Here is an 18131-nt window from a genome sequence, read left to right as displayed (position 1 = left end):
GATACTTGCGATAGCAAGAGTAAATCTTTGAGGCCTCATTTGTGTCCTTCGGGCAGGCCGAAAGTGGCCCTCTGGCCCGGGGAAGCCAGATCAATAGTCGGACGGGCATGCGCCCGACGGCAATATCGATCTTCAAATTTGGCGGGGCTTCCCCTCGAACCGTGGAGAATTCGGTTCTGGGTCCTAACTACCTCTGCCCGCACAACCCCACCCCGGCCACGTCCGCGCTGCCATCCGCGATCAGGTAAGCCATGCAGCCGCCGGCAACCTCATCGCTGCCCTGCTCAGCAGTGACGCGCCGCCATACTCGCCGCCACCCAGGCCTGAGCCGCCGAACTGCGCCGCCAGCTACCCGATGATCCTGGTCGTTAATTCTGGTTCATGTGGCGCGCCGGCCGCGGCCGGGGCCGCCCCGTCACGCCCCGGCGCCATGCCATGCCCGGCGGCACCCGGGCCGGCGATCCCGGCCGGCCGCCGCCGCGATATGTTCCGGGTTCGCGTCGTCATGCCAGCACAAACCCCGAACATACCGCGAGGATCACCGCGGACCGGGAACGGCATGTGCTAACCGGGCATCCGGTACGGGCGTGATCGGCTATCCGCGCCAGAGCCGGGGATTCGGCCACCAGGTGCGGAGCGTCAACGCGATCATGCGCGACGGCGCCCGGCGGATGGAACAGCAGCGCGATAATGGCGGAAACGCTCCGGATTGCGGACCCATGCGGACCCTGTGCGGACCGCGGGGGGAGTGTGAGCCATGACCCGCGCGAACGCGGCTGACTACACGTTGAAGCGGAACTCCACCACGTCGCCGTCTCGCATGACGTAGTCCTTGCCCTCGATGCGGACCTTGCCGGCGGCGCGGGCGGCGACGATGGAGCCCGCGGCCATCAGGTCGTCGAAGGAGACGATTTCGGCCTTGATGAAGCCGCGCTGGAAGTCGGTGTGGATCACCCCGGCGGCCTCGGGGGCGGTCGCGCCGATCGGGATCTCCCAGGCGCGGGTCTCCTTCGGCCCGGCGGTCAGGAACGTCTGCAGCCCGAGCGCGCGGAACCCCGCGGACGCGAGCTGGGCCAGCCCAGGCTCGCCCAGCCCGGCCTCGGCGAGCAGCTCGGCGGCCTCGTCCTGCGGCAGCTCGGTCAGGTCGGCTTCGGTCTTCGCGTCGAGGAAGATCGCCTCGGCGGGCGCGACGAGCGAGGCGAGCTGCTTGCGCAGCCCCTCGTCCGCCAGGTCCGCGACGTCCATGTTGAACACGTAAACGAACGGCTTGGCGGTCAGCAGGTGCAGCTCACGCAGCGCCCGCAGCGCGATCCCGGCGGCCGCCGCGCCGGCGAACAGCGTCGTGCCGTTGTTCAGCACGTCCACAGCCGCGGTGGCCGCGGCGGTCACCTCGGCCCGTTCCGGATCCTTATTGAATTTTGACTCTTTGACCAGGCGGGGCAGCGCCTTGTCGAGAGTCTGCAGGTCCGCGAGCATGAGCTCGGTCACGACCGTCTCGATGTCGCCTTCCGGGTCGGCCGAGCCCTCCACCCGGGCCACGTCGGGGTCGGCGAAGACGCGGACGACCTGGCAGATCGCGTCCGTCTCGCGGATGTGGCCGAGGAACTGGTTGCCGAGGCCCTGGCCCTGCGACGCGCCGCGGACCAGGCCGGCGATGTCGGTGAACCGCACGGAGGCGGGCACGATGCGCGCGCTGTGGTACAGCCCGGCGAGCGCGGCGAGCCTGTCATCGGGGACGCCGACGACGCCGACGTTGGGCTCGATCGTGGCGAACGGGTAGTTCGCGGCCAGCGCCCCGGCCCGGGTCAGCGCGTTGAACAGGGTGGACTTGCCGACGTTGGGCAGGCCGACGATGCCGATGGACAAACTCACAGAGGGTGAGTTTAGCGGCGGGCCGGGATCAGAACTGCGCGGCGTACTGCGCGGTGTCGATCCGCGCCTCGATGACGAGCGGCCGCGTGCGCCGGAAATCGAGGGCCTTCTCCAGCCCGGCCACGCTGTCCACCCGCACGCCGTCGCAGCCAAGCGACTCCGCCAGCGCGGGGATGTCGGTGCGGTCGACGCTGGTCGCGGTCAGCGGGTAGCCAAGCGACTGCTGGTGCAGCTCGATCCGGTTCAGGGTGCCGTCGGAGAACACGACGACCACGAGGCCAAGGCCGAGCCGGGACGCCACCGACAGCTCGGGCGCGGTCATCGCGAACCCGCCGTCGCCGGTCAGGCAGACGACCGGCGCGCCCGGCCTGGTCACGCCCGCCGCGATCGCCGCGGGCAGCCCGAACCCCATCGCCGACAGCCCGTTGGTGATCAGCGTCTCGCGGGGCGCCCGCGCCACCCAGGCCTGGCCGGCCATGATCTTGTGCGACCCCACGTCGGCGGCCGCGATCGTGCCGGCCGGCGCGGCCTCGCGCACGGTCGTGACGACCTCGGAGGGGTTCAGCCGACCGGACGCGTAGCCGGCGTGCCAGGCGTCCCGCAGCGCGCCGCGGTGCGCGGCCACCTCGTGCGCGGTCCACCGCGGCGCGCCGGTCCAGTTCGCGTCGATCCAGGCGAGCGCGGCGGCCACGTTCCCGACGAGCTCGGTGGCGGCGGGGTAGATCTGGTCGGTGTTCGGCGTGGTGTCCACGTGCAGCACCGGGGTGGCGACCTGCCACGGGGTGATCAGCTCGACGGGGTCGAAGCCCGCGGCGACGATCAGGTCCGCGCTGGCGAGCAGGTCCCAGATCACCCGGTACCCGGCCATGTCGAGCACGCCCGCGAAGTACGGGTGGTTCTCGCTGATCACGCCCTTGGCCATCGCGCCCGCCACCACGGGCAGGCCGGCCCGCTCGGCCAGCCGCGTCAGCGCCGCGGTCGCGCCGCAGCGCACCGCACCGCCCCCGGCGAGCAGCACCGGCCGCCGCGCGGCGCGGAGCCGCCGCACCGGGTCCTCGCCGTAGCAGTCGAGGGTGCCGGCGGCCGGGGCGAGCGGCGGGACTTTCCCGCCGATCCCGCTTTCCGGCACGGTCATTCCGAACGAATCCGCGGTGACTGTCAGGTGCACGGCCCCCGGCCGTTCGGCCGTGGCGGTGCGCAGGGCCCGGCGGATCACGGTGTCGGCCGACCGCGGTTCGAGCCGGGCGGTGAGCTTGGTGACCGGGGCGAACAGCCGGCCCTGGTCGACGAGCTGGTGCGTCCAGTACTGCTCGCGGGCGCTGTCCACCTGGCCGGAGATCGCCAGCAGCGGGACCCGGTCAAGCATGGCGCTCGCGACGCCGTTGAGCAGTGCGGTCGAGCCCGGGCCGAGCGTGGACAGGCACACGCCGAGCTGCCCTGTGCACATGGCCGCGCCCTCGGCCATGAACGCGGCGCTGCCCTCGCGGACAGCGGCGACCGTGGCAGGGCCCTGGTCGCGGGTCGCCTCCATGAAGTCGACGACGGACTCCCCCGGGTACCCGAACACGTGCGTCACCCCCGCCTGGCGCAGATAGCCGGCCAGGACAGCAGCCACTGTTCGTTCGGTATCCATGGGACCTTTCCCTCCGGCGGCCGGTCAGCGGGGAGCGGTTGCGCCGCCGCGTCCACGATAGTTAACAAGCGCAAAAGCGGTGCTTAACCGGTGCCTGGTCGAATTCGCGGTAGCCGAAGCGGACGTGATCGGGGCCATGCCATGAGCGACTTCCACGCCGCGTACCCGCAGTACGCGGCCACCTCCCTGCTTGATGAGCTGCGCGCGTCCGAGTACGCGTACCTGGACGAGGGCGGCCACGTCTACCTGGACTACACCGGCGCCGGGCTCGCCGCGCGGTCCCAGCTCAGCGGGCACGCGAACCGGCTGCGCGCCGGCTGCTACGGGAACCCGCACTCGGCGAACCCGACCTCGAGCGCGTCCACCCTGCTGGTCGAGCTGGCGCGGGCGGCTATCCTGCGCTACTTCAACACCACCGCGCAGGACTACGCCGTCATCTTCACCCCGAATGCGACCGGTGCCTGCCGGCTGGTCGGCGAGGCCTACCGGTTCCGCCGGCTGGACCGGTTCGTGCTCACCGTCGACAACCACAACTCGGTCAACGGGATCAGGGAGTTCGCCAGGGCGCGCGGCGCGCGGGTGACGTACGTCGGCCTGACCACCCCCGAGTTGCGGGTCGACGAGGCCGGCCTGCGCGCGGCGCTCGGGCGCGGGCGCGGGCTGTTCGCCTATCCGGCGCAGAGCAATTTCAGCGGCGTGCAGCACCCGCTGAGCCTGGTCGGGCGCGCCCAGGCGGCGGGCTACGACGTCCTGCTCGACGCGGCGGCGTTCGTCCCCACCAACCGGCTCGACCTCGGCGCGGTCCGGCCGGAGTTCGTGACGATGAGCTGGTACAAGATGTTCGGCTTCCCGACCGGGGTCGGCTGCCTGCTGGCAAGGCGCGACGCGCTGGCCCGGCTGCGCCGCCCGTGGTTCTCCGGCGGCACGGTCTGGGCGGCCAGCGCCCAGGGCGGCTGGCACCGGCTGCTGCAGGACGAGGGCGCGTTCGAAGACGGCACGGTGAACTTCCTCGCGATCCCCGACGTGACGGCCGGCCTGGACTGGATCAGCGGCATCGGCATCGACCTGATCCACGAGCGGGTCGGTTACCTGACACGCTGGCTGCTCGACGGGCTGGCCGGGCTCACGCACGGCAACGGCGCGCCGCTGGTGCGGCTCTACGGCCCGGCGACCGGGCACGCCAGGGGCGGGACCGTGGCGCTGAACTTCCTCGACCCATCCGGCCGGGTGGTCGACGAGCGGGCGGTGGCGCGGGACGCGGGCGCGGCGGGCATCTCGCTGCGCACCGGCTGCTTCTGCAACCCGGGGGCGACGGAGTGGGCATTCGGGCTGACCAGGGCGGCGTTGCGCGCCCCGTGGCGGGCGGCCGCGCTGGGCGGGCAGCGGTTCCCGCGGCGCTGGCCGACGATGGACGGCTTCCTTGACGCGGTCGGCATGCCGTCGGGCGGCGCGGTCCGGGTGTCACTCGGTCTCGCCTCGACCCGGTCCGACGTGTCGGCGTTCCTCGACTTCGCCGAGCGCACCTACCGCGACCACGAGCCCGACCTGACGGGCCTGGCCCCCCGCCCGGGCTGCTAACCCGGCTGGCTCCGGCTGCCCGGTGCTACCAGTGCAGGCCAGCGACCTTGAGCACCTGCGGCACGAAGCTCGCCCCGTGCCACAACGTGAGCGTCGACGTGCCGCCGACCGTGAAGGAGACCGTGCCGCACCCCCCTTGATTGGCGTCCACCACGGCGAGCACCCGGCCGCCGGCGTCGCGGAATGCCAGTTCAAGCAGCAGGCCGCCGCTCGGCGGGCAACTGTGTATACCCGGCGGGAACACCGGCAGCGCGTCGGCGAGCGACACGATCTTCCGCAACGTGGCTTTGTTCGTGACGGTCACCGGGGCGGGCGGCTTGCTGCCCGCCCCGGTGACCTCGCTGATCGTCACCGAGACCGTCCCGGCCGGCACCCGTTCGCCGGCCGGCTTGGCCGGCAGCCACGTCACCTGCGAATCGACCCTGATCGCGGTCTGGTTCGCACCCGCGCTGACCACCTGGACGACGAGCTCGCGCGAGTCGAGCACAGCCGGGACAGGGGGCAGCGAGAACTCGTGCGACCATTCGTAGAGCCCGTCGCGCCCGCCCGCCTCGGCCGAGCCAGCGCTGGCGAAGCGCCCTGGCAGGTGCGCCTGCTCCCAGGCCAGCACAGCCTCCGGCGGCCCTGGTGCCAGCCACCAGGACACGTCATCGACCAGGTTCCCTCCGGGCACCTGGATCGGCTGGCTGAGCGCGCCCCCGCCGGCACCGGGTGCGGCGGTCAGCCGGCGCGCGCCCGCCGGGGGCACGAACGACGCGAGGATTGCCGCCGCGTCGGCCGCGGCCCGCTGCCGGGGGGAGACGGCCGCCGGTGCTGATGACCCCGGCTGCACGGTGGCGGCCTGCGTCCCGCAGGCGCTGACGGCGATCGCAGCGCAGGACGTGGCCAGTATTGCGCCGGGCAATCGTTTCATGGTCGCTCCCAGTCAGTCACGGGCCTTGATGTGCTGGCAGGTCCGGGCGCGCTGACTTTGTCCTATCCCAGCTGGCTGAATCCGGCTAGCTACCAGTGCAGGCCCGCGACCGCGAGCACCTGCTGGACGAACGACGCCCCGTCCCACAAGGCGGGCAGCGACTTCCCGCCGACCGTGAACGAGACCGTGCCGCACCCCGTCGAATCGGCCACAAGCACGGCGAGGGTCCGGTCGCCGGCGCCGCTGAACGTCAGCATGAGCCCCTGGCCGTTGTCCGCGGGGCAGCTGTAGACACCAGGCGGGAACACGGGCAGCCCGTCGGCGAGTGAGGCGATCTTCGCCACCTTCGCGTTGTTCGTGACCGTGACGGGAGCGGGCGGCTTGCCGCCCGCCAGGCCGGGCAGGTCGCGCAGCATCAGCAACTTCGCGCCGGCCGGCACCCGTTCCGCGGCCGGCTTGGCCGGCAGCCAGATCACCTGGGCGTCGACCCTGATCGCGGTCTGCCCCTGGCCGGCGCTGACCACCTGAACGATGAGCTCCCGCGAGTTCAGCACGGCCGGGACCGCGGGCAGCGAGAACTCATCCCACCATTCCGCCGCCGCGCCGCCCGCGTAGCTCGTGCCCGAGCCCGCGCTGGCGAAGCGCCGCGGCAGGTGCGCCCGCTCCCAGGCCAGCACCGCCTCCGGCTGGCCTGGTGCCAGCCACCAGGACGTGTCGTCCACCAGGTTCGGCGTGTCAGGCAGCTGCACGGGCTGCCTGAGCGCGCCGCCGGCGGCGTCTGGGGCGGCGGGCAGGCGACGCGCGCCCGGCGGTGGCACGAACGACGCGCGGATCGCCGCCGCGTCGGCCTCGGCGCGCTGGCGGGGGGAAAGGGCCGCGGGCGATGGCGCCTTGGCCGGTGACGCCGGCGCCTTCGGGGCCGAAAGTGTCTGGACAGAGGCAACCTGCGTCCCGCAGCCGGTGACAACGATGGCAGCGCACGACGCGAACAGGCCTGCGGACACGAACCGTCTCATGCCGCTTGGACGCCACGTCCCGGCACCGCGGTTCCGGCCGTTAGCGGGCGCCGGCCGTTTGCAGGCGCCGACCGCGAACGGGCCGGGGAACCGGGGGGTCAGCGTGCCGGGTGAGGCGGACGCGAAGTCTTGCGGATCACGAGCGCGATGGTCGCGGCGAAGAACGCTGCGGTGAAGCAGGCCAGGACCAGCCAGTCGACGGCCACCGCGCGGTCGAACGTCGTGCCGTAGGAGGCGAGCAGCGGCACGCCAAGCGGCGACCTGCCGCCCGCAAGCAGCTGCCGGACGCCCAGGCTGTGCCCGAGCGCCTCGAACGCCCAGCGGTCCGCCGTCGCGTAGCTGACCCAGCGGCCGACCGGGGCCATCGCGGGCACCGGCAGGATCGCGCCGGCGAGCAGCACCAGCGGGACGCAGGCGAGCGGCATCGCGATCGTGGCCTGCGACGGCCGTGAGACGGCCGCCGAGATCAGCAGGCCGAGCCCGAGCGCGGCCGCCGAGGACAGCAGCAGGGTGACGAACGCCGCCGGGTAGTCGCCGGCGGCGGGCAGCCGGCCGAGCGCGCGCAGCACCACGAGGAGGGCCGCGTCGGCCACCGCGAGCAGGGGAACCAGCACCGCGGCCTTGGCCAGCACGTAGGCGCCCGCGCCGAGGCCGGCGAAGCGCTCCCTGCGGAGCACCCCGAGTTCGGCGCAGATCTGCGGCAGCCCGTAGGCCAGGCCGGTGAAGAAAGCGCCGAACGCCACCCAGAACACGATCAGCACGCTCGCCTCTGGGCTGGGGTGTGCGGCGTCGAACGCCCCCGGCCGGAACAGCACGAGGAAGACCAGCAGCACCGCGGCGGGCGCTCCGCCCAGGATGGCCAGCGTCCGCCTGGTGCGGCTGAGGATGTCGGCGTTGCGCCTGGTGAGCACCGACCACTGCCACAGCGTGCGCAGCACCGGGGCCGGGGCCGGGGCCGGGGCCCCGGCCGCGGGAAGCGGCCCGGCGGAGTCGGGGAGCCGGACGTCCGGACCGGGCTGGCGCGGGACGACGGGGGCTGGGGAGACGCCATTGTGCGTTCGGGAAAAGGGAAAGAAGCGGCGGGACCATGCCTTAGCCGGATCGCCCAGCCCGGCCAGCCGCTCGTAGATCTCGTCAAGACTGTCCGCGCCGAAGTAGTCGCGGGCGGCCGCCGGGGTGCCGAAGAAGGCGAGGTGACCCCCGTTGGCCAGCACCGCGATCTTGTCGCAGCGGTCGGCGTCCAGCGGGTTGTGGGTGGTGAGCACCACGGTCGCCCCGTTGTCGCACAGGCGCCGCAGCACCCGCATCAGTTCCGCGGCGCGCGCCGGGTCCAGCCCGGACGTCGGCTCGTCGAGGAAGAACAGCCCGGGCCTGACCAGCAGCTCGGCCGCTATCGACGCCTGTTTGCGCTCGCCGCGGGACAGGTCGCCGGCCGGCCGCACGGCACGGCCGGACAGGTCGAGCACGCGCAGCACGTCGTCGACGGCGGCGTCCCCCGCGGCGACCTCCCGCAGCGAGGCCGTGTACCGCAGCGTCCGGGCGAGCGGCAGCGAGGCGTGGATCGCGTCGCCCCGCGGGACATACCCGACGCGTCCGGGGGCCCTGAGCACCGAGCCGCTCCACGGGGGGCGCAGCCCCGACATCGCGTCGAGCAGCGTCGTGTTGGCCGGCCCGCTTGTGCCGATGATCGCGATCAGTTCGCCGTGGTCGACAGCTAGCGAAACGTCACGCAGAATCAGGTCTCCGGACCGGGATCGCTGCCCGATCGCGCGTACCTCGATCGCCCTGCTTCCCTGTTGGCGCAAACCAGCCGGCCGCACGACAACCATTGTCGCCGCCCGCCGCGCGTGTCGCCGGGCCGGGTGGGCGCGGCTGTGCCAATACTGGACTCATGATCGTCGTCGCCCTGCTGGCCGGCCTCGCCATCGGCACGGTAATCGGATACCTGCTGCCGCGCAGCCGCCTTGCCGCCGCGGAGGCGCGCGCCCGCGCCGCCGAAGAGGCCGTCGCGCTGGTCGAGCGGACCGCGCGCGAGAAGACCGCGCTCGCCGACGGCCAGCTCGCGCAGCGTTTCGACGTCGAGCAGCTGGTCGGGCCGATGCGCGAGACGCTGGCCCGCGTCGAGCAGCAGCTGCGCGAGTCCGACCTGGCGCGCACGCGCTCGCACGCCGAGCTCGCCGCGCAGGTCGAGTTCACCCGGCGCGGTGCCGAGCAGCTGCGCGAGCAGACCAGGGCGCTGGTCAGCGCGCTGCGCCGGCCGGAGGCGCGCGGGCGGTGGGGCGAGCTGCAGCTGCGCCGGGTCGTCGAGCTGGCCGGGATGGCGGACCGGTGTGACTTCGACGAGCAGGTCGTCCTCGACTCCGGCCAGCGGCCGGACATGGTGGTGCGGCTGGCCGGGGGCAAGAACATCGTCGTCGACTCCAAGGTCTCGCTCGCCGCCTACCTGGAAGCCGCCGAGGCGGCCGACGACCAGGTGCGCGAGGACCGGCTGAACGCGCACGCGCGGCAGCTGCGCGCCCACGTCGACCAGCTCGGCGCCAGGGCGTACTGGAACGCGCTGCGGGAAACCCCGGAATTCGTGATCTTGTTCATCCCCGGCGAGGCGTTCCTCGCGCCGGCCCTCGAGCGCGATCCCGGCCTGCTTGAGCACGCGATCTCGCGCCGGGTGCACATCGCCACGCCGACCACGCTGGTGTCGACGCTTCGCACGGCGCAGTACGCGTGGCAGCAGCAGGCGCTTTCCGACAACGCGCGGGCAGTGTTCGACCTCGGGCGTCAGCTGCACGAGCGGCTGTCCGGGCTGGGGCGGCACGTGGAGCGGCTCGGCAAGTCGCTGACCGACGCGGTCGGCGCCTACAACGCCGCCGTCGGGTCGCTGGAAAGCCGGGTGCTCGTCAGCGCCAGGCGGCTTGCCGAGCTCGGCATCGTGGAGGCCGAGCTGCCAGGGCCCGCGGCCGTCGTGGACACGGCGCGACCGCTGTCCGCGCCGGAACTGCTCGCCGCCCGGCCCGGCCTTGAGGCCGGCCCTGACGCCGGTGTTGACGCCGGCGTTGAGGCTATTTGCGAAGCTCGCGCGGGAGCTGGAACGACATCCGCTCGGTGACGGCTTCGACCTCCTCCACGTCGCTGAACCCGAGCCTGTCCAGCTTGGCGAGCACGCCGCTGACCAGCTCCTCGGGAACCGAGGCCCCGCTGGTGACGCCGACCGTGCCGGCCCCCGCAAGCCAGCGGTCTTCGACCTCGCCCGCGTCGTCCACGAGGTAGGCGGCGCCCGCCCCCGCGTCCTTGGCCACCTCGACGAGGCGGACCGAGTTGGACGAGTTCGGCGAGCCGACGACGAGCACGACGTCCGCCTCGCGGGCGATCACCTTGACCGCGGCCTGCCGGTTCTGGGTCGCGTAGCAGATGTCGTCGCTCGGCGGGTCGACCAGCTGCGGGAAACGCTCCCGCAGCGCGGCGACCGTCTGGGTGGTCTCGTCCACCGACAGGGTCGTCTGGGACAGCCACACCACCTTGGCCGGATCGCGCACCTCGACCGTGGCCGCGCCGTCGGTCCCGTCGACCAGGCGGACCCGCGCCGGGGCCTCGCCGGTCGTGCCGACAACCTCCTCGTGGCCGTCGTGGCCGATCAGCAGGATGTCGTAGTCACCGGCCGCGAAGCGCCGCGCCTCGTTGTGCACCTTGGTGACGAGCGGGCAGGTGGCGTCGATCGCGCGCAGCCCGCGCTGCTGCGCAGCCAGGCGCACCTCAGGCGCGATGCCGTGCGCGGAGAACACCACGACGCCGCCCTCGGGCACCTCGTCGGTCTCCTCGACGAAGACCGCGCCCCGCTTCTCCAATTCGTTGACCACATGAGTGTTGTGTACGATCTGCTTGCGCACGTAAACTGGCGCGCCGAACCGGTCAAGCGCGATCTCCACAGCTTGCACGGCTCGGTCGACCCCTGCGCAGTAGCCTCGTGGCTTCGCCAGCAGGACCCGGCGGTGGGTCTCGGACATGCCTCCCATGGTAGGCGAGAGACCCGGTCCGCCGGCCAGACGACCGCTTTATATCGGTGGTCGTGCATAACGCCGTGTGTCAGCCAGCTTCACATTTGCGTGTCTGGCGGGAAACCGCCAAGATACCTCCTTAACTAAGGCACAACGGACGGGGCCCTGCTGCGGCACACTGGTGGTACCCGTCCTCCGAGGAGAGTGTGATTATGCGAGTCCCGCAGGTCAACGAGCGCGTCAAGGATGCCCCAGCGAATACGCTGCGGGCCATGTTCGCGGGAATCGGCCAGCTGCTGTCCATCACGGACAAGTTCCGGAACAAGTCCGCCGCGGCCCCCGCGGACACCGTCGCTCCTGAAACGGCCGTCCCCGAGGCCGCCGCCCCGCAGTCGGCCGCCCCGGAGACGGCGGCGCCTGAGACGGCCGTTCCCGAGACCGCGGTCCCAGAGACCGCGGTTCCCGAGACCGCGGTCCCAGAGACCGCCGTTCCCGAGACCGCGGTGGGCGGGCACGTCAAGGTGCTGCCGACGGAGGCTGCGGCGGCGGCCGGCGAGCCGCCGGTTCCGAACTACGACAGCCTGTCGGTCGCCTCGCTGCGCGCCAGGCTCCGGAACCTCACGCCTGCCGAGCTCGGCCAGCTCATCGAGTACGAGAAGGGGCACGCGGGCCGCGCGGACGTGATCACCATGTTCGAGCGCCGCATCGCCAAGCTCGCCGAGGAGTAGCACGCGCCCCGGCGAGTCGCGCGGCGGCTGCGCCGCGCGGTCCGCCGACCGTGGTGGGATGGTGGCATGGCCCTAGAGACGTCCGCCGAGTCCCCGGTCCCGGTGCGGACGGTGCTTCAGCTCGTCGGCGGCTGGATCGGACGCCTGGGCCGGGTCTGGGTCGAGGGACAGATCGCCGAGTGCAGCAAGCGCGGCGCCGCCGTGTTCCTCACCCTCCGGGATCCGGTCGCGGCCGTCTCCGTCCAGGTCATCTGCACGCGGCAGGTGTTCGAGGCGGCCAGCCCCGCGCCCGTGACGGGCGCCCGGGTGGTCGTGTTCGCCAAGCCCGAGTTCAACGCGACGCGCGGCTCGTTCGCGCTGACCGGACTCGAGATCCGCGCCGTGGGGGTCGGCGAGCTGCTGGCGCGGCTGGACAGGCTGCGCCGCGCGCTCGCCGCCGAGGGCCTGTTCGACCCCCAGCGCAAGCGCGCCCTGCCGTTCCTGCCCGGCGTGATCGGCCTGATCTGCGGGCGCGAGTCCGCGGCCGAGCGCGACGTCGTCCGCAACGCCGAGCACCGCTGGCCGGCCGTCAAGTTCAGGATCGAGCAGACCGCGGTGCAGGGCCCGTACGCGGCCGGGGACGTCATCGCCGCGCTGCGGCGGCTGGACGAGGACCCGGACGTGGACGTGATCATCATCGCCAGGGGCGGCGGCTCCGTGGAGGACCTGCTGCCGTTCTCCGACGAGGACCTGATCAGGGCGGTGGCGGCCTGCCGGACTCCCGTGGTGAGCGCGATCGGGCACGAGCAGGACACGCCGCTCCTCGACTACGTGGCTGACCTGCGGGCATCCACGCCGACCGACGCGGCCAAACGGGTCGTTCCCGACGTCACGGAGGAGTTCGCGCTGGTCACCCAGCTGCGCGACCGGGCCCGCCGCTCGGTGCTCGGCTGGCTGGACCGCGAGCGAGCCTGGCTAGACGCCGTCAGGTCGCGCCCGGCGCTTGCCGACCCGGTACGCGAGATCGAGCGCCAGGCCGAGCAGGTCGACGCCCTCGCCAGGCGCGCCCGCCAGTCGCTGGACGGCAGCCTCGCGCGGGCCAGCGACGACATCGCCCACACGCGCGCCAGGCTGCTCGCGCTCTCGCCCGCCGCGACGCTGCGGCGCGGCTACGCGATCGTGCAGCGCGCTGACTCGGCCGTGGTCCGCGCGGTCGCGCAGGTGTCCCCCGGCGAGCTGCTCACCGTACGGTTCGCGGAAGACCAGCTCGCCGTTCGCGCTGTCGCCACCGGCGACGGCGACCACGAGTAGGATCTATTTCGTGACAGATCGTGAATCACTCTCCTACGAGCAGGCACGTGACGAGCTCGCCGGTGTGGTGAAGCGGCTCGAGGCGGGCGGGCTGTCCCTCGAGCAGTCACTCGACCTGTGGGAGCGCGGCGAGAAGCTGGCCGCGATCTGCGCCGAATGGCTGGACGGGGCCCGGGCCAGGCTGACCACCGCGATCGCGGCCCGCGAACCCGACGACGCCGGGCCCGACCCTGGCGCCGCAGGCGCCCCGTTCTGAGCCGCTCGCCCGCCGCTCGCCCGCGCGTGGCCGCTCGACGCGGCATCTAGGCTGTAGGCATGCGCGTGGATATCTGGAGCGACGTCGTCTGCCCGTGGTGCTATGTCGGCAAGGCGCGGTTCGAGAAGGCGCTGCGCGCCTTCGGGCATCGCGACGAGGTCGAGGTCGTGTACCGCTCGTTCGAGCTGGATCCCGACTACCCCAAGGGCCAGCGGGACACCGTCGTGAGGATGCTGAGCAGGAAATACGGCATGGCCGAAGAGGAGGCGCTCGCCGCCGACGCGCGCGTCGCCGCGCTGGCCCGGGCCGAGGGGCTCGGTTTCGACTCCGACAGGCCCATCGGCAACACGTTCGACATCCACCGCGTGCTCCACCTCGGCCGCGAGAGCGGCGTGCAGCGCGAGCTCGTCGCCGCGGTCAACGAGGCCTACTTCGCGCAGGCGCTGCAGGTCTTCGACCGGGATGTGCTCGCCGAGGTGGCGGCGGACGCGGGACTCGACTACGGCAAGGTCGGCGAGATCCTCGACGGTGACGCGTACGCCGACGCGGTGCGGCAGGACGAACGGATGGCCCGCGAGCTCGGCATCGGCGGGGTCCCGTTCTTCGTCTTCGACATGGCGCTCGCGGTGTCCGGGGCGCAGTCGCCCGAGACTTTCGCCAGCGCCCTGAACCAGGCCCGGCCCCGCCGCGGCTAACGCCGCGAGCGGGGTAGAACATTCACCATGACGGACGAGCAGATCGATACCTCCCGCGATGCGGGCATACCGGGGACGCCTGAGCCGGGACGGCACGCGCCCAGCCGGAACCTGGCGCTTGAACTCGCCCGGGTCACTGAGGCGGCCGCGATGGCGGCCGCACGCTGGGTAGGGCGCGGGGACAAGATCGGGGCGGACGCGGCCGCCGTGAACGCGATGCGCAGGCTCATCAACTCCGTGTCGATGCGCGGTGTCGTGGTCATCGGCGAAGGCGAGAAGGACAACGCCCCGATGCTGTTCAACGGCGAGGAGGTCGGCGACGGCACCGGCCCGGCCTGCGACGTCGCCGTCGACCCGATCGACGGCACCAGGTTGTGCGCCAACGGGATGCCGAACGCGATCTCGGTGCTCGCGGTCGCCGAGCGCGGCTCGATGTACGACCCGTCCGCGGTCTTCTACATGAGCAAGCTGGCCACCGGCCCGGAGGCGGCCGGCGTGGTCGACATCAACGCGCCCCCCGCCGCCAACGTCGCCGCGGTGGCCAAGGCCAAGGGCATCTCGGCGAACGACGTCACCGTGGTCATCCTGGACCGGCCGCGGCACGCGGACCTGATCGCGGCGGTCCGCGCGAGCGGCGCGCGGATTCACCTGATCACCGACGGGGACGTGGCCGGCGCGATCATGGCGGCGCGCGCCGACACCGGGATCGACCTCATGCTCGGCATCGGCGGGACCCCGGAAGGGGTCATCGCGGCCAGCGCGCTGAAGTGCCTCGGCGGGGTGATCCTCGGCAAGCTCGCCCCCCGCGACGACGCCGAGCGCCGCCGTGCCCTCGACGCCGGGCACGACCTGGACCGGGTGCTCACCACCGACGACCTGGTCTCCTCCGACGACGTGTTCTTCGCGGCCACCGGGATCACCGACGGCGAGCTGCTGGCCGGGGTCCGCTACAAGCGCGGCGGGGCCACCACGCACTCGCTGGTGATGCGGTCCCGTTCCGGCACGATCAGGTCCATCAGGAGCGAGCACGCCCTGTGGAAGCTGAGCGCGTACAGCTCGATCAAGTACGACTGACGCCGCGTTACGGTAGCGAGGCTCGCCGCCGCCGCGGCAGCCAGCGGCGCGGTCGCGGCGGCGTGCGCACAAGCACCTCGCTCATGACCAGCAGCCCGCGGACCTCGACCACGGGAACGTCCGCGGAGGACGGCACCCACTTCACCGTCGCGCCCCGCTGGCGGCCGATCACTTCGGTCCCGTTCATCGCGACCTCGACGCCCGCCGGCACGATCAGCCGCACCCGGCCGAAGAACGCGTACACGTTGAGCACGACGTGCCGGTCCTGCAGCATCGCCTCGCGCAGGTCGAGCACGGCCTCACCGCACACGGCCGAGCACGTCATGACCGGCGGGACCACCCAGCGGCCGTGCCGCTCCTCGGTGCTGAACACCGCCGCCACGACCTTCCCGTCGTCCAGCCGGACCGGCTGCTGCGCGGGCGGGGCCAGGTCGGAGGTCAGCCCAGCGAGCTCGCCGAGCGTGCGGGCGGAAAGAGCCGCCGCCATGCGTTCGGAATGCTCGTCCTGGGTAAGGCGGCCGTCGCCGAGCGCGGCGGCCAGCATGGCAATCACCCGGTCGCGATCTGAGTCGGACGCGCGCAGATCGCGTGGCGCGGGCCGTGGTGGCATGGTCAGAACATACCCTTTTTGCCCATGACCGACGTCCTGCGGCGGGCCGCCGACCCGCGGCTACTGCTCGGGGCGCGCGCGGGCGGCCTGGACGAGCCGGTAGGACTCGCTGCCGGTCTCGATGATCTGGGCGCCGTAGGTGAGCCTTTCGACGATCGCGGCGCAGAGCCTGGGGTCGGTGAAGAACCGGTTCCACTCGGAGAACGTGGCGTTCGACGCGACGGCGATCGAGCGGCGTTCCTCGCGGTCGGTGAAGACCTGGAACAGCAGCCGGACGCCCGCGGCGTCGAGCTCGAGGTAGCCGAACTCGTCCAGGCAGAGCAGGTTGCAGCGGCCGTAGCGGGCCAGCACCTTGCTCAGCTGCCTGTCATCGACGGCCTCGGCGAGCTCGTTGACCAGGTTCGCGGTGGTCGTGTAGCGGACCTTCAGGCCTGCCTCGGCGATCGCGGTGCCGATGCCGATGAGCAGATGCGACTTGCCGGTGCCGGAGCCGCCGATCAGGCACAGCGGCTGCCCGGCGGTCACCCAGGCAGGATGGCACAGGGCGGCGACCTGCCCGGGCGAGACGTTGGGGTTGGCGGCGAAGTCGAAGTCCTCGATCCGCTTGGCGCGGGGGAAGTGCGCCTGCCGGACCAGGTGCCGCCTGCGCCGCGCGACTTCCTCGCCGAGCACGGCGGCGAGGAACTCCTTGTAGGTGAACCGCTCGCGCAGGGCGTAGGCGGCGGCTTCCTCGTATCGGTCGCGGACCGCGGGCAGGTTCAGGATGCGGGTCGCTTCCTCGATCGAGGCCACCGGGCTGCCCGGCTGCCGTTCCTCGGTGCGCGCCAGCGCCGCGACCACTTTGTCGTCCAGATGGACCGGCTGCTCGGCAGCCGGGGCCAGGTCGGCGGTCAGCCCCGCGAGCTCGCCCAGGGTGCGGGCTGAAAGAGCCGCCTCGGTTCGTTCGGAATGCTCATCGGGAGTGAGGCGGCCGTCGGCGAGCGCGGCGGCCAGCATGGCGACTACCCGGTCGCGGTCTGAGTCAGACGCGCGCAGATCACGCGCCCCGGACCGTGGTGGCATGGTCAGAAAGATACTCTTCGCGCTATGACCGACATCCTGCGGCGAGCCCGCGAGGAGAACGTCTCGCTGGTGCGATTCCTGTACGCCGACCACGGCGGGATCGTCCGCGGCAAGGCGGCGGCGACGGCGCGGCTCGCCGAGCGGATCGACAGCGGCATCGGCCACACCCGGGCGATGATGGCGATGTCGATGATGGACGAACTGGCGCCCGTCGACGGCATGGGGCCGGTCGGCGAGGTGCGGATCAAGCCGGACCCTAACACTTTCGTCACGTTGCCATACGCGTTCGGTGCCGCCGCTATGCTCGCGGACCAGGTAAACCCGGACGGCACGCCGTGGGACGGGTGCGCGCGCACCTTCCTCAGGCAGGCGATCGCCGAGCTGGGCGCCGACGGGTACGAGCTGCAGGCGGCGTTCGAGCCAGAGTTCTCGCTCGGCCGCCGCGACCGTGCGGATTTCGTGCCAATCGACGAAAGCCTGTGCTACTCTGCTACCGGTTTTCACCTAGCGCACGACTATACGATCGACCTCGTCGGCGCGCTGAACAAACAAGGTCTAGAGGTCGAGCACTATTACCCCGAGCTTGGCCACGGCCAGCAGGAAATACCCATCGGGCACGCGACGGCGCTGCGCGCCGCGGACAACCATGTCCTGCTGCGCGAGACCGTGCGTGCGGTCGCGATCAGGCACGGGCTGTGGGCGAGCTTCGCGCCCAAGCCGCTGCCGGACCAGGCGGGCAACGGCGCCCACCTGCACGCCTCGCTGTGGTCGCACGGGGGTAACGCCTTCGCGGACCCGTCCGGCCAGTTCGGGCTGTCCAGGCTCGGCCACCACTTCGTGGGCGGCGTGCTCGCGCACCTGCCCGCCCTCGTCGCGCTGACCTGCGGGAGCGTGAACAGCTACCGGCGGCTCGCGCCGTCGACGTGGTCCGGCGCTTACACGTGCTACGGCCCCGACAACCGGGAGGCCGCGGTGCGCATCTGCTCGCCCATCGGCGCGACCGGCTCGGTCAACCTCGAGCTCAAGCCGTGCGACTCAAGCGGCAACCCCTACCTCGCCCTCGGCGGGTTCATCCACGCGGGCCTTGACGGGATCCGCCGCAGGCTCGATCCAGGTCAGCCGCTCCTGGCCGATCCCGCCACCCTTTCTTCTTCCGAACGGTCCCGGCTTGCCGTGGCACGGCTGCCCGCTTCGCTGCCGGAGGCGCTGGACGCCCTGGCGGCGGACTCGCTGCTGATGTCGGCGCTCGGCCCGCTGCGTTCGGCGGCCTACCTCGCGGTCAAGCGCTCGGAGGCGGCGCACTTCGCCCGGCATGACGTCGGCTACGAGTGCTACCAGCACTGGATGAGGTTCTAGGGGGGTTGGCTGGCCCGGGGGGGCGACCCCCCGGAACCCCCCGGCCGCGCCTTAACGGC

Annotated in this window: 16 protein-coding genes; 8 read left to right on the top strand and 8 right to left on the bottom strand. The window is 72.3% G+C overall.

Annotation, left to right across the window (positions count from 1 at the left end; all coding sequences use genetic code 11):
* Window positions 1-780: 780 nt before the first annotated feature.
* Window positions 781-1872, bottom strand: coding sequence for a redox-regulated ATPase YchF (gene ychF / locus Q1N79_RS24115; RefSeq protein ID WP_300612715.1), 1092 nt, complete (start codon window positions 1870-1872; stop codon window positions 781-783).
* A gap of 28 nt (window positions 1873-1900) precedes the next feature.
* Window positions 1901-3505, bottom strand: a complete 1605-nt coding sequence (locus tag Q1N79_RS24110; protein WP_300612714.1) for a thiamine pyrophosphate-binding protein — start codon at window positions 3503-3505, stop codon at window positions 1901-1903.
* Between the two features lie 141 nt (window positions 3506-3646).
* Here Q1N79_RS24110 and Q1N79_RS24105 point away from each other — a divergent pair, with 141 nt between their 5' ends.
* Window positions 3647-5083, top strand: a complete 1437-nt coding sequence (locus Q1N79_RS24105) for an aminotransferase class V-fold PLP-dependent enzyme (RefSeq protein WP_300612712.1) — start codon at window positions 3647-3649, stop codon at window positions 5081-5083.
* Window positions 5084-5108: 25 nt separating this feature from the next.
* Here Q1N79_RS24105 and Q1N79_RS24100 read toward each other — a convergent pair whose 3' ends face one another.
* From Q1N79_RS24100 to Q1N79_RS24090, 3 genes are all read right to left on the bottom strand, one after another.
* Window positions 5109-5987: a hypothetical protein gene (locus tag Q1N79_RS24100; protein WP_300612710.1), complete on the bottom strand. Its 879-nt coding sequence runs from the start codon at window positions 5985-5987 to the stop codon at window positions 5109-5111.
* A gap of 98 nt (window positions 5988-6085) precedes the next feature.
* Window positions 6086-7000, bottom strand: a complete 915-nt coding sequence (locus Q1N79_RS24095; protein ID WP_300612708.1) for a hypothetical protein — start codon at window positions 6998-7000, stop codon at window positions 6086-6088.
* 110 nt (window positions 7001-7110) lie between these two features.
* Window positions 7111-8832 carry an ABC transporter permease gene (locus tag Q1N79_RS24090; RefSeq protein WP_300612706.1) on the bottom strand — a complete coding sequence of 574 codons (1722 nt, stop codon included), beginning with the start codon at window positions 8830-8832 and terminating at the stop codon, window positions 7111-7113.
* Between the two features lie 71 nt (window positions 8833-8903).
* Here Q1N79_RS24090 and Q1N79_RS24085 point away from each other — a divergent pair, with 71 nt between their 5' ends.
* The gene (locus tag Q1N79_RS24085; protein WP_300612704.1) at window positions 8904-10115 is read left to right on the top strand and encodes a DNA recombination protein RmuC; all 1212 of its coding nucleotides are present in this window, start codon (window positions 8904-8906) and stop codon (window positions 10113-10115) included.
* On the opposite strand, the gene Q1N79_RS24080 is transcribed toward Q1N79_RS24085, so the two are convergent.
* A complete protein-coding gene (locus Q1N79_RS24080; protein ID WP_300612702.1) occupies window positions 10069-11010 on the bottom strand; it encodes a 4-hydroxy-3-methylbut-2-enyl diphosphate reductase in 942 nt (313 codons plus the stop codon). The two genes, Q1N79_RS24085 and Q1N79_RS24080, sit on opposite strands and share 47 nt — an antisense overlap.
* Before the next feature lie 203 nt (window positions 11011-11213).
* Here Q1N79_RS24080 and Q1N79_RS24075 point away from each other — a divergent pair, with 203 nt between their 5' ends.
* From Q1N79_RS24075 to glpX, 5 genes are all read left to right on the top strand, one after another.
* The gene (locus Q1N79_RS24075) at window positions 11214-11729 is read left to right on the top strand and encodes a hypothetical protein (RefSeq protein WP_300612700.1); all 516 of its coding nucleotides are present in this window, start codon (window positions 11214-11216) and stop codon (window positions 11727-11729) included.
* Between the two features lie 66 nt (window positions 11730-11795).
* Window positions 11796-13019, top strand: coding sequence for an exodeoxyribonuclease VII large subunit (gene xseA, locus Q1N79_RS24070; RefSeq protein ID WP_300612698.1), 1224 nt, complete (start codon window positions 11796-11798; stop codon window positions 13017-13019).
* Between the two features lie 10 nt (window positions 13020-13029).
* Window positions 13030-13275, top strand: coding sequence for an exodeoxyribonuclease VII small subunit (locus Q1N79_RS24065; protein ID WP_300612696.1), 246 nt, complete (start codon window positions 13030-13032; stop codon window positions 13273-13275).
* A 59-nt stretch (window positions 13276-13334) separates the two neighbouring features.
* Entirely contained in the window at window positions 13335-13970 is a 636-nt protein-coding gene (locus tag Q1N79_RS24060) for a DsbA family oxidoreductase (protein ID WP_300612694.1), read from the top strand.
* A gap of 27 nt (window positions 13971-13997) precedes the next feature.
* On the top strand, window positions 13998-15044 hold the full coding sequence (gene glpX / locus Q1N79_RS24055; protein WP_300612692.1) for a class II fructose-bisphosphatase: 1047 nt from the start codon (window positions 13998-14000) through the stop codon (window positions 15042-15044).
* A gap of 7 nt (window positions 15045-15051) precedes the next feature.
* Here glpX and Q1N79_RS24050 read toward each other — a convergent pair whose 3' ends face one another.
* Window positions 15052-15654: a DUF1707 domain-containing protein gene (locus tag Q1N79_RS24050; RefSeq protein ID WP_300612690.1), complete on the bottom strand. Its 603-nt coding sequence runs from the start codon at window positions 15652-15654 to the stop codon at window positions 15052-15054.
* A gap of 60 nt (window positions 15655-15714) precedes the next feature.
* Window positions 15715-16716: an IS21-like element helper ATPase IstB gene (gene istB, locus Q1N79_RS24045; RefSeq protein ID WP_300612688.1), complete on the bottom strand. Its 1002-nt coding sequence runs from the start codon at window positions 16714-16716 to the stop codon at window positions 15715-15717.
* Window positions 16717-16740: 24 nt separating this feature from the next.
* Between istB and Q1N79_RS24040 the strand changes: the two genes are divergently transcribed.
* A complete protein-coding gene (locus Q1N79_RS24040) occupies window positions 16741-18072 on the top strand; it encodes a glutamine synthetase family protein (RefSeq protein ID WP_300612686.1) in 1332 nt (443 codons plus the stop codon).
* Window positions 18073-18131 lie beyond the last annotated feature (59 nt).

The organism is Trebonia sp. (assembly GCF_030042015.1).
Lineage (GTDB): Bacteria > Actinomycetota > Actinomycetes > Streptosporangiales > Streptosporangiaceae > Trebonia.
Note: the sequence above shows the minus strand (reverse complement) of the source record. Positions and strands in the feature narration are given on the sequence as shown.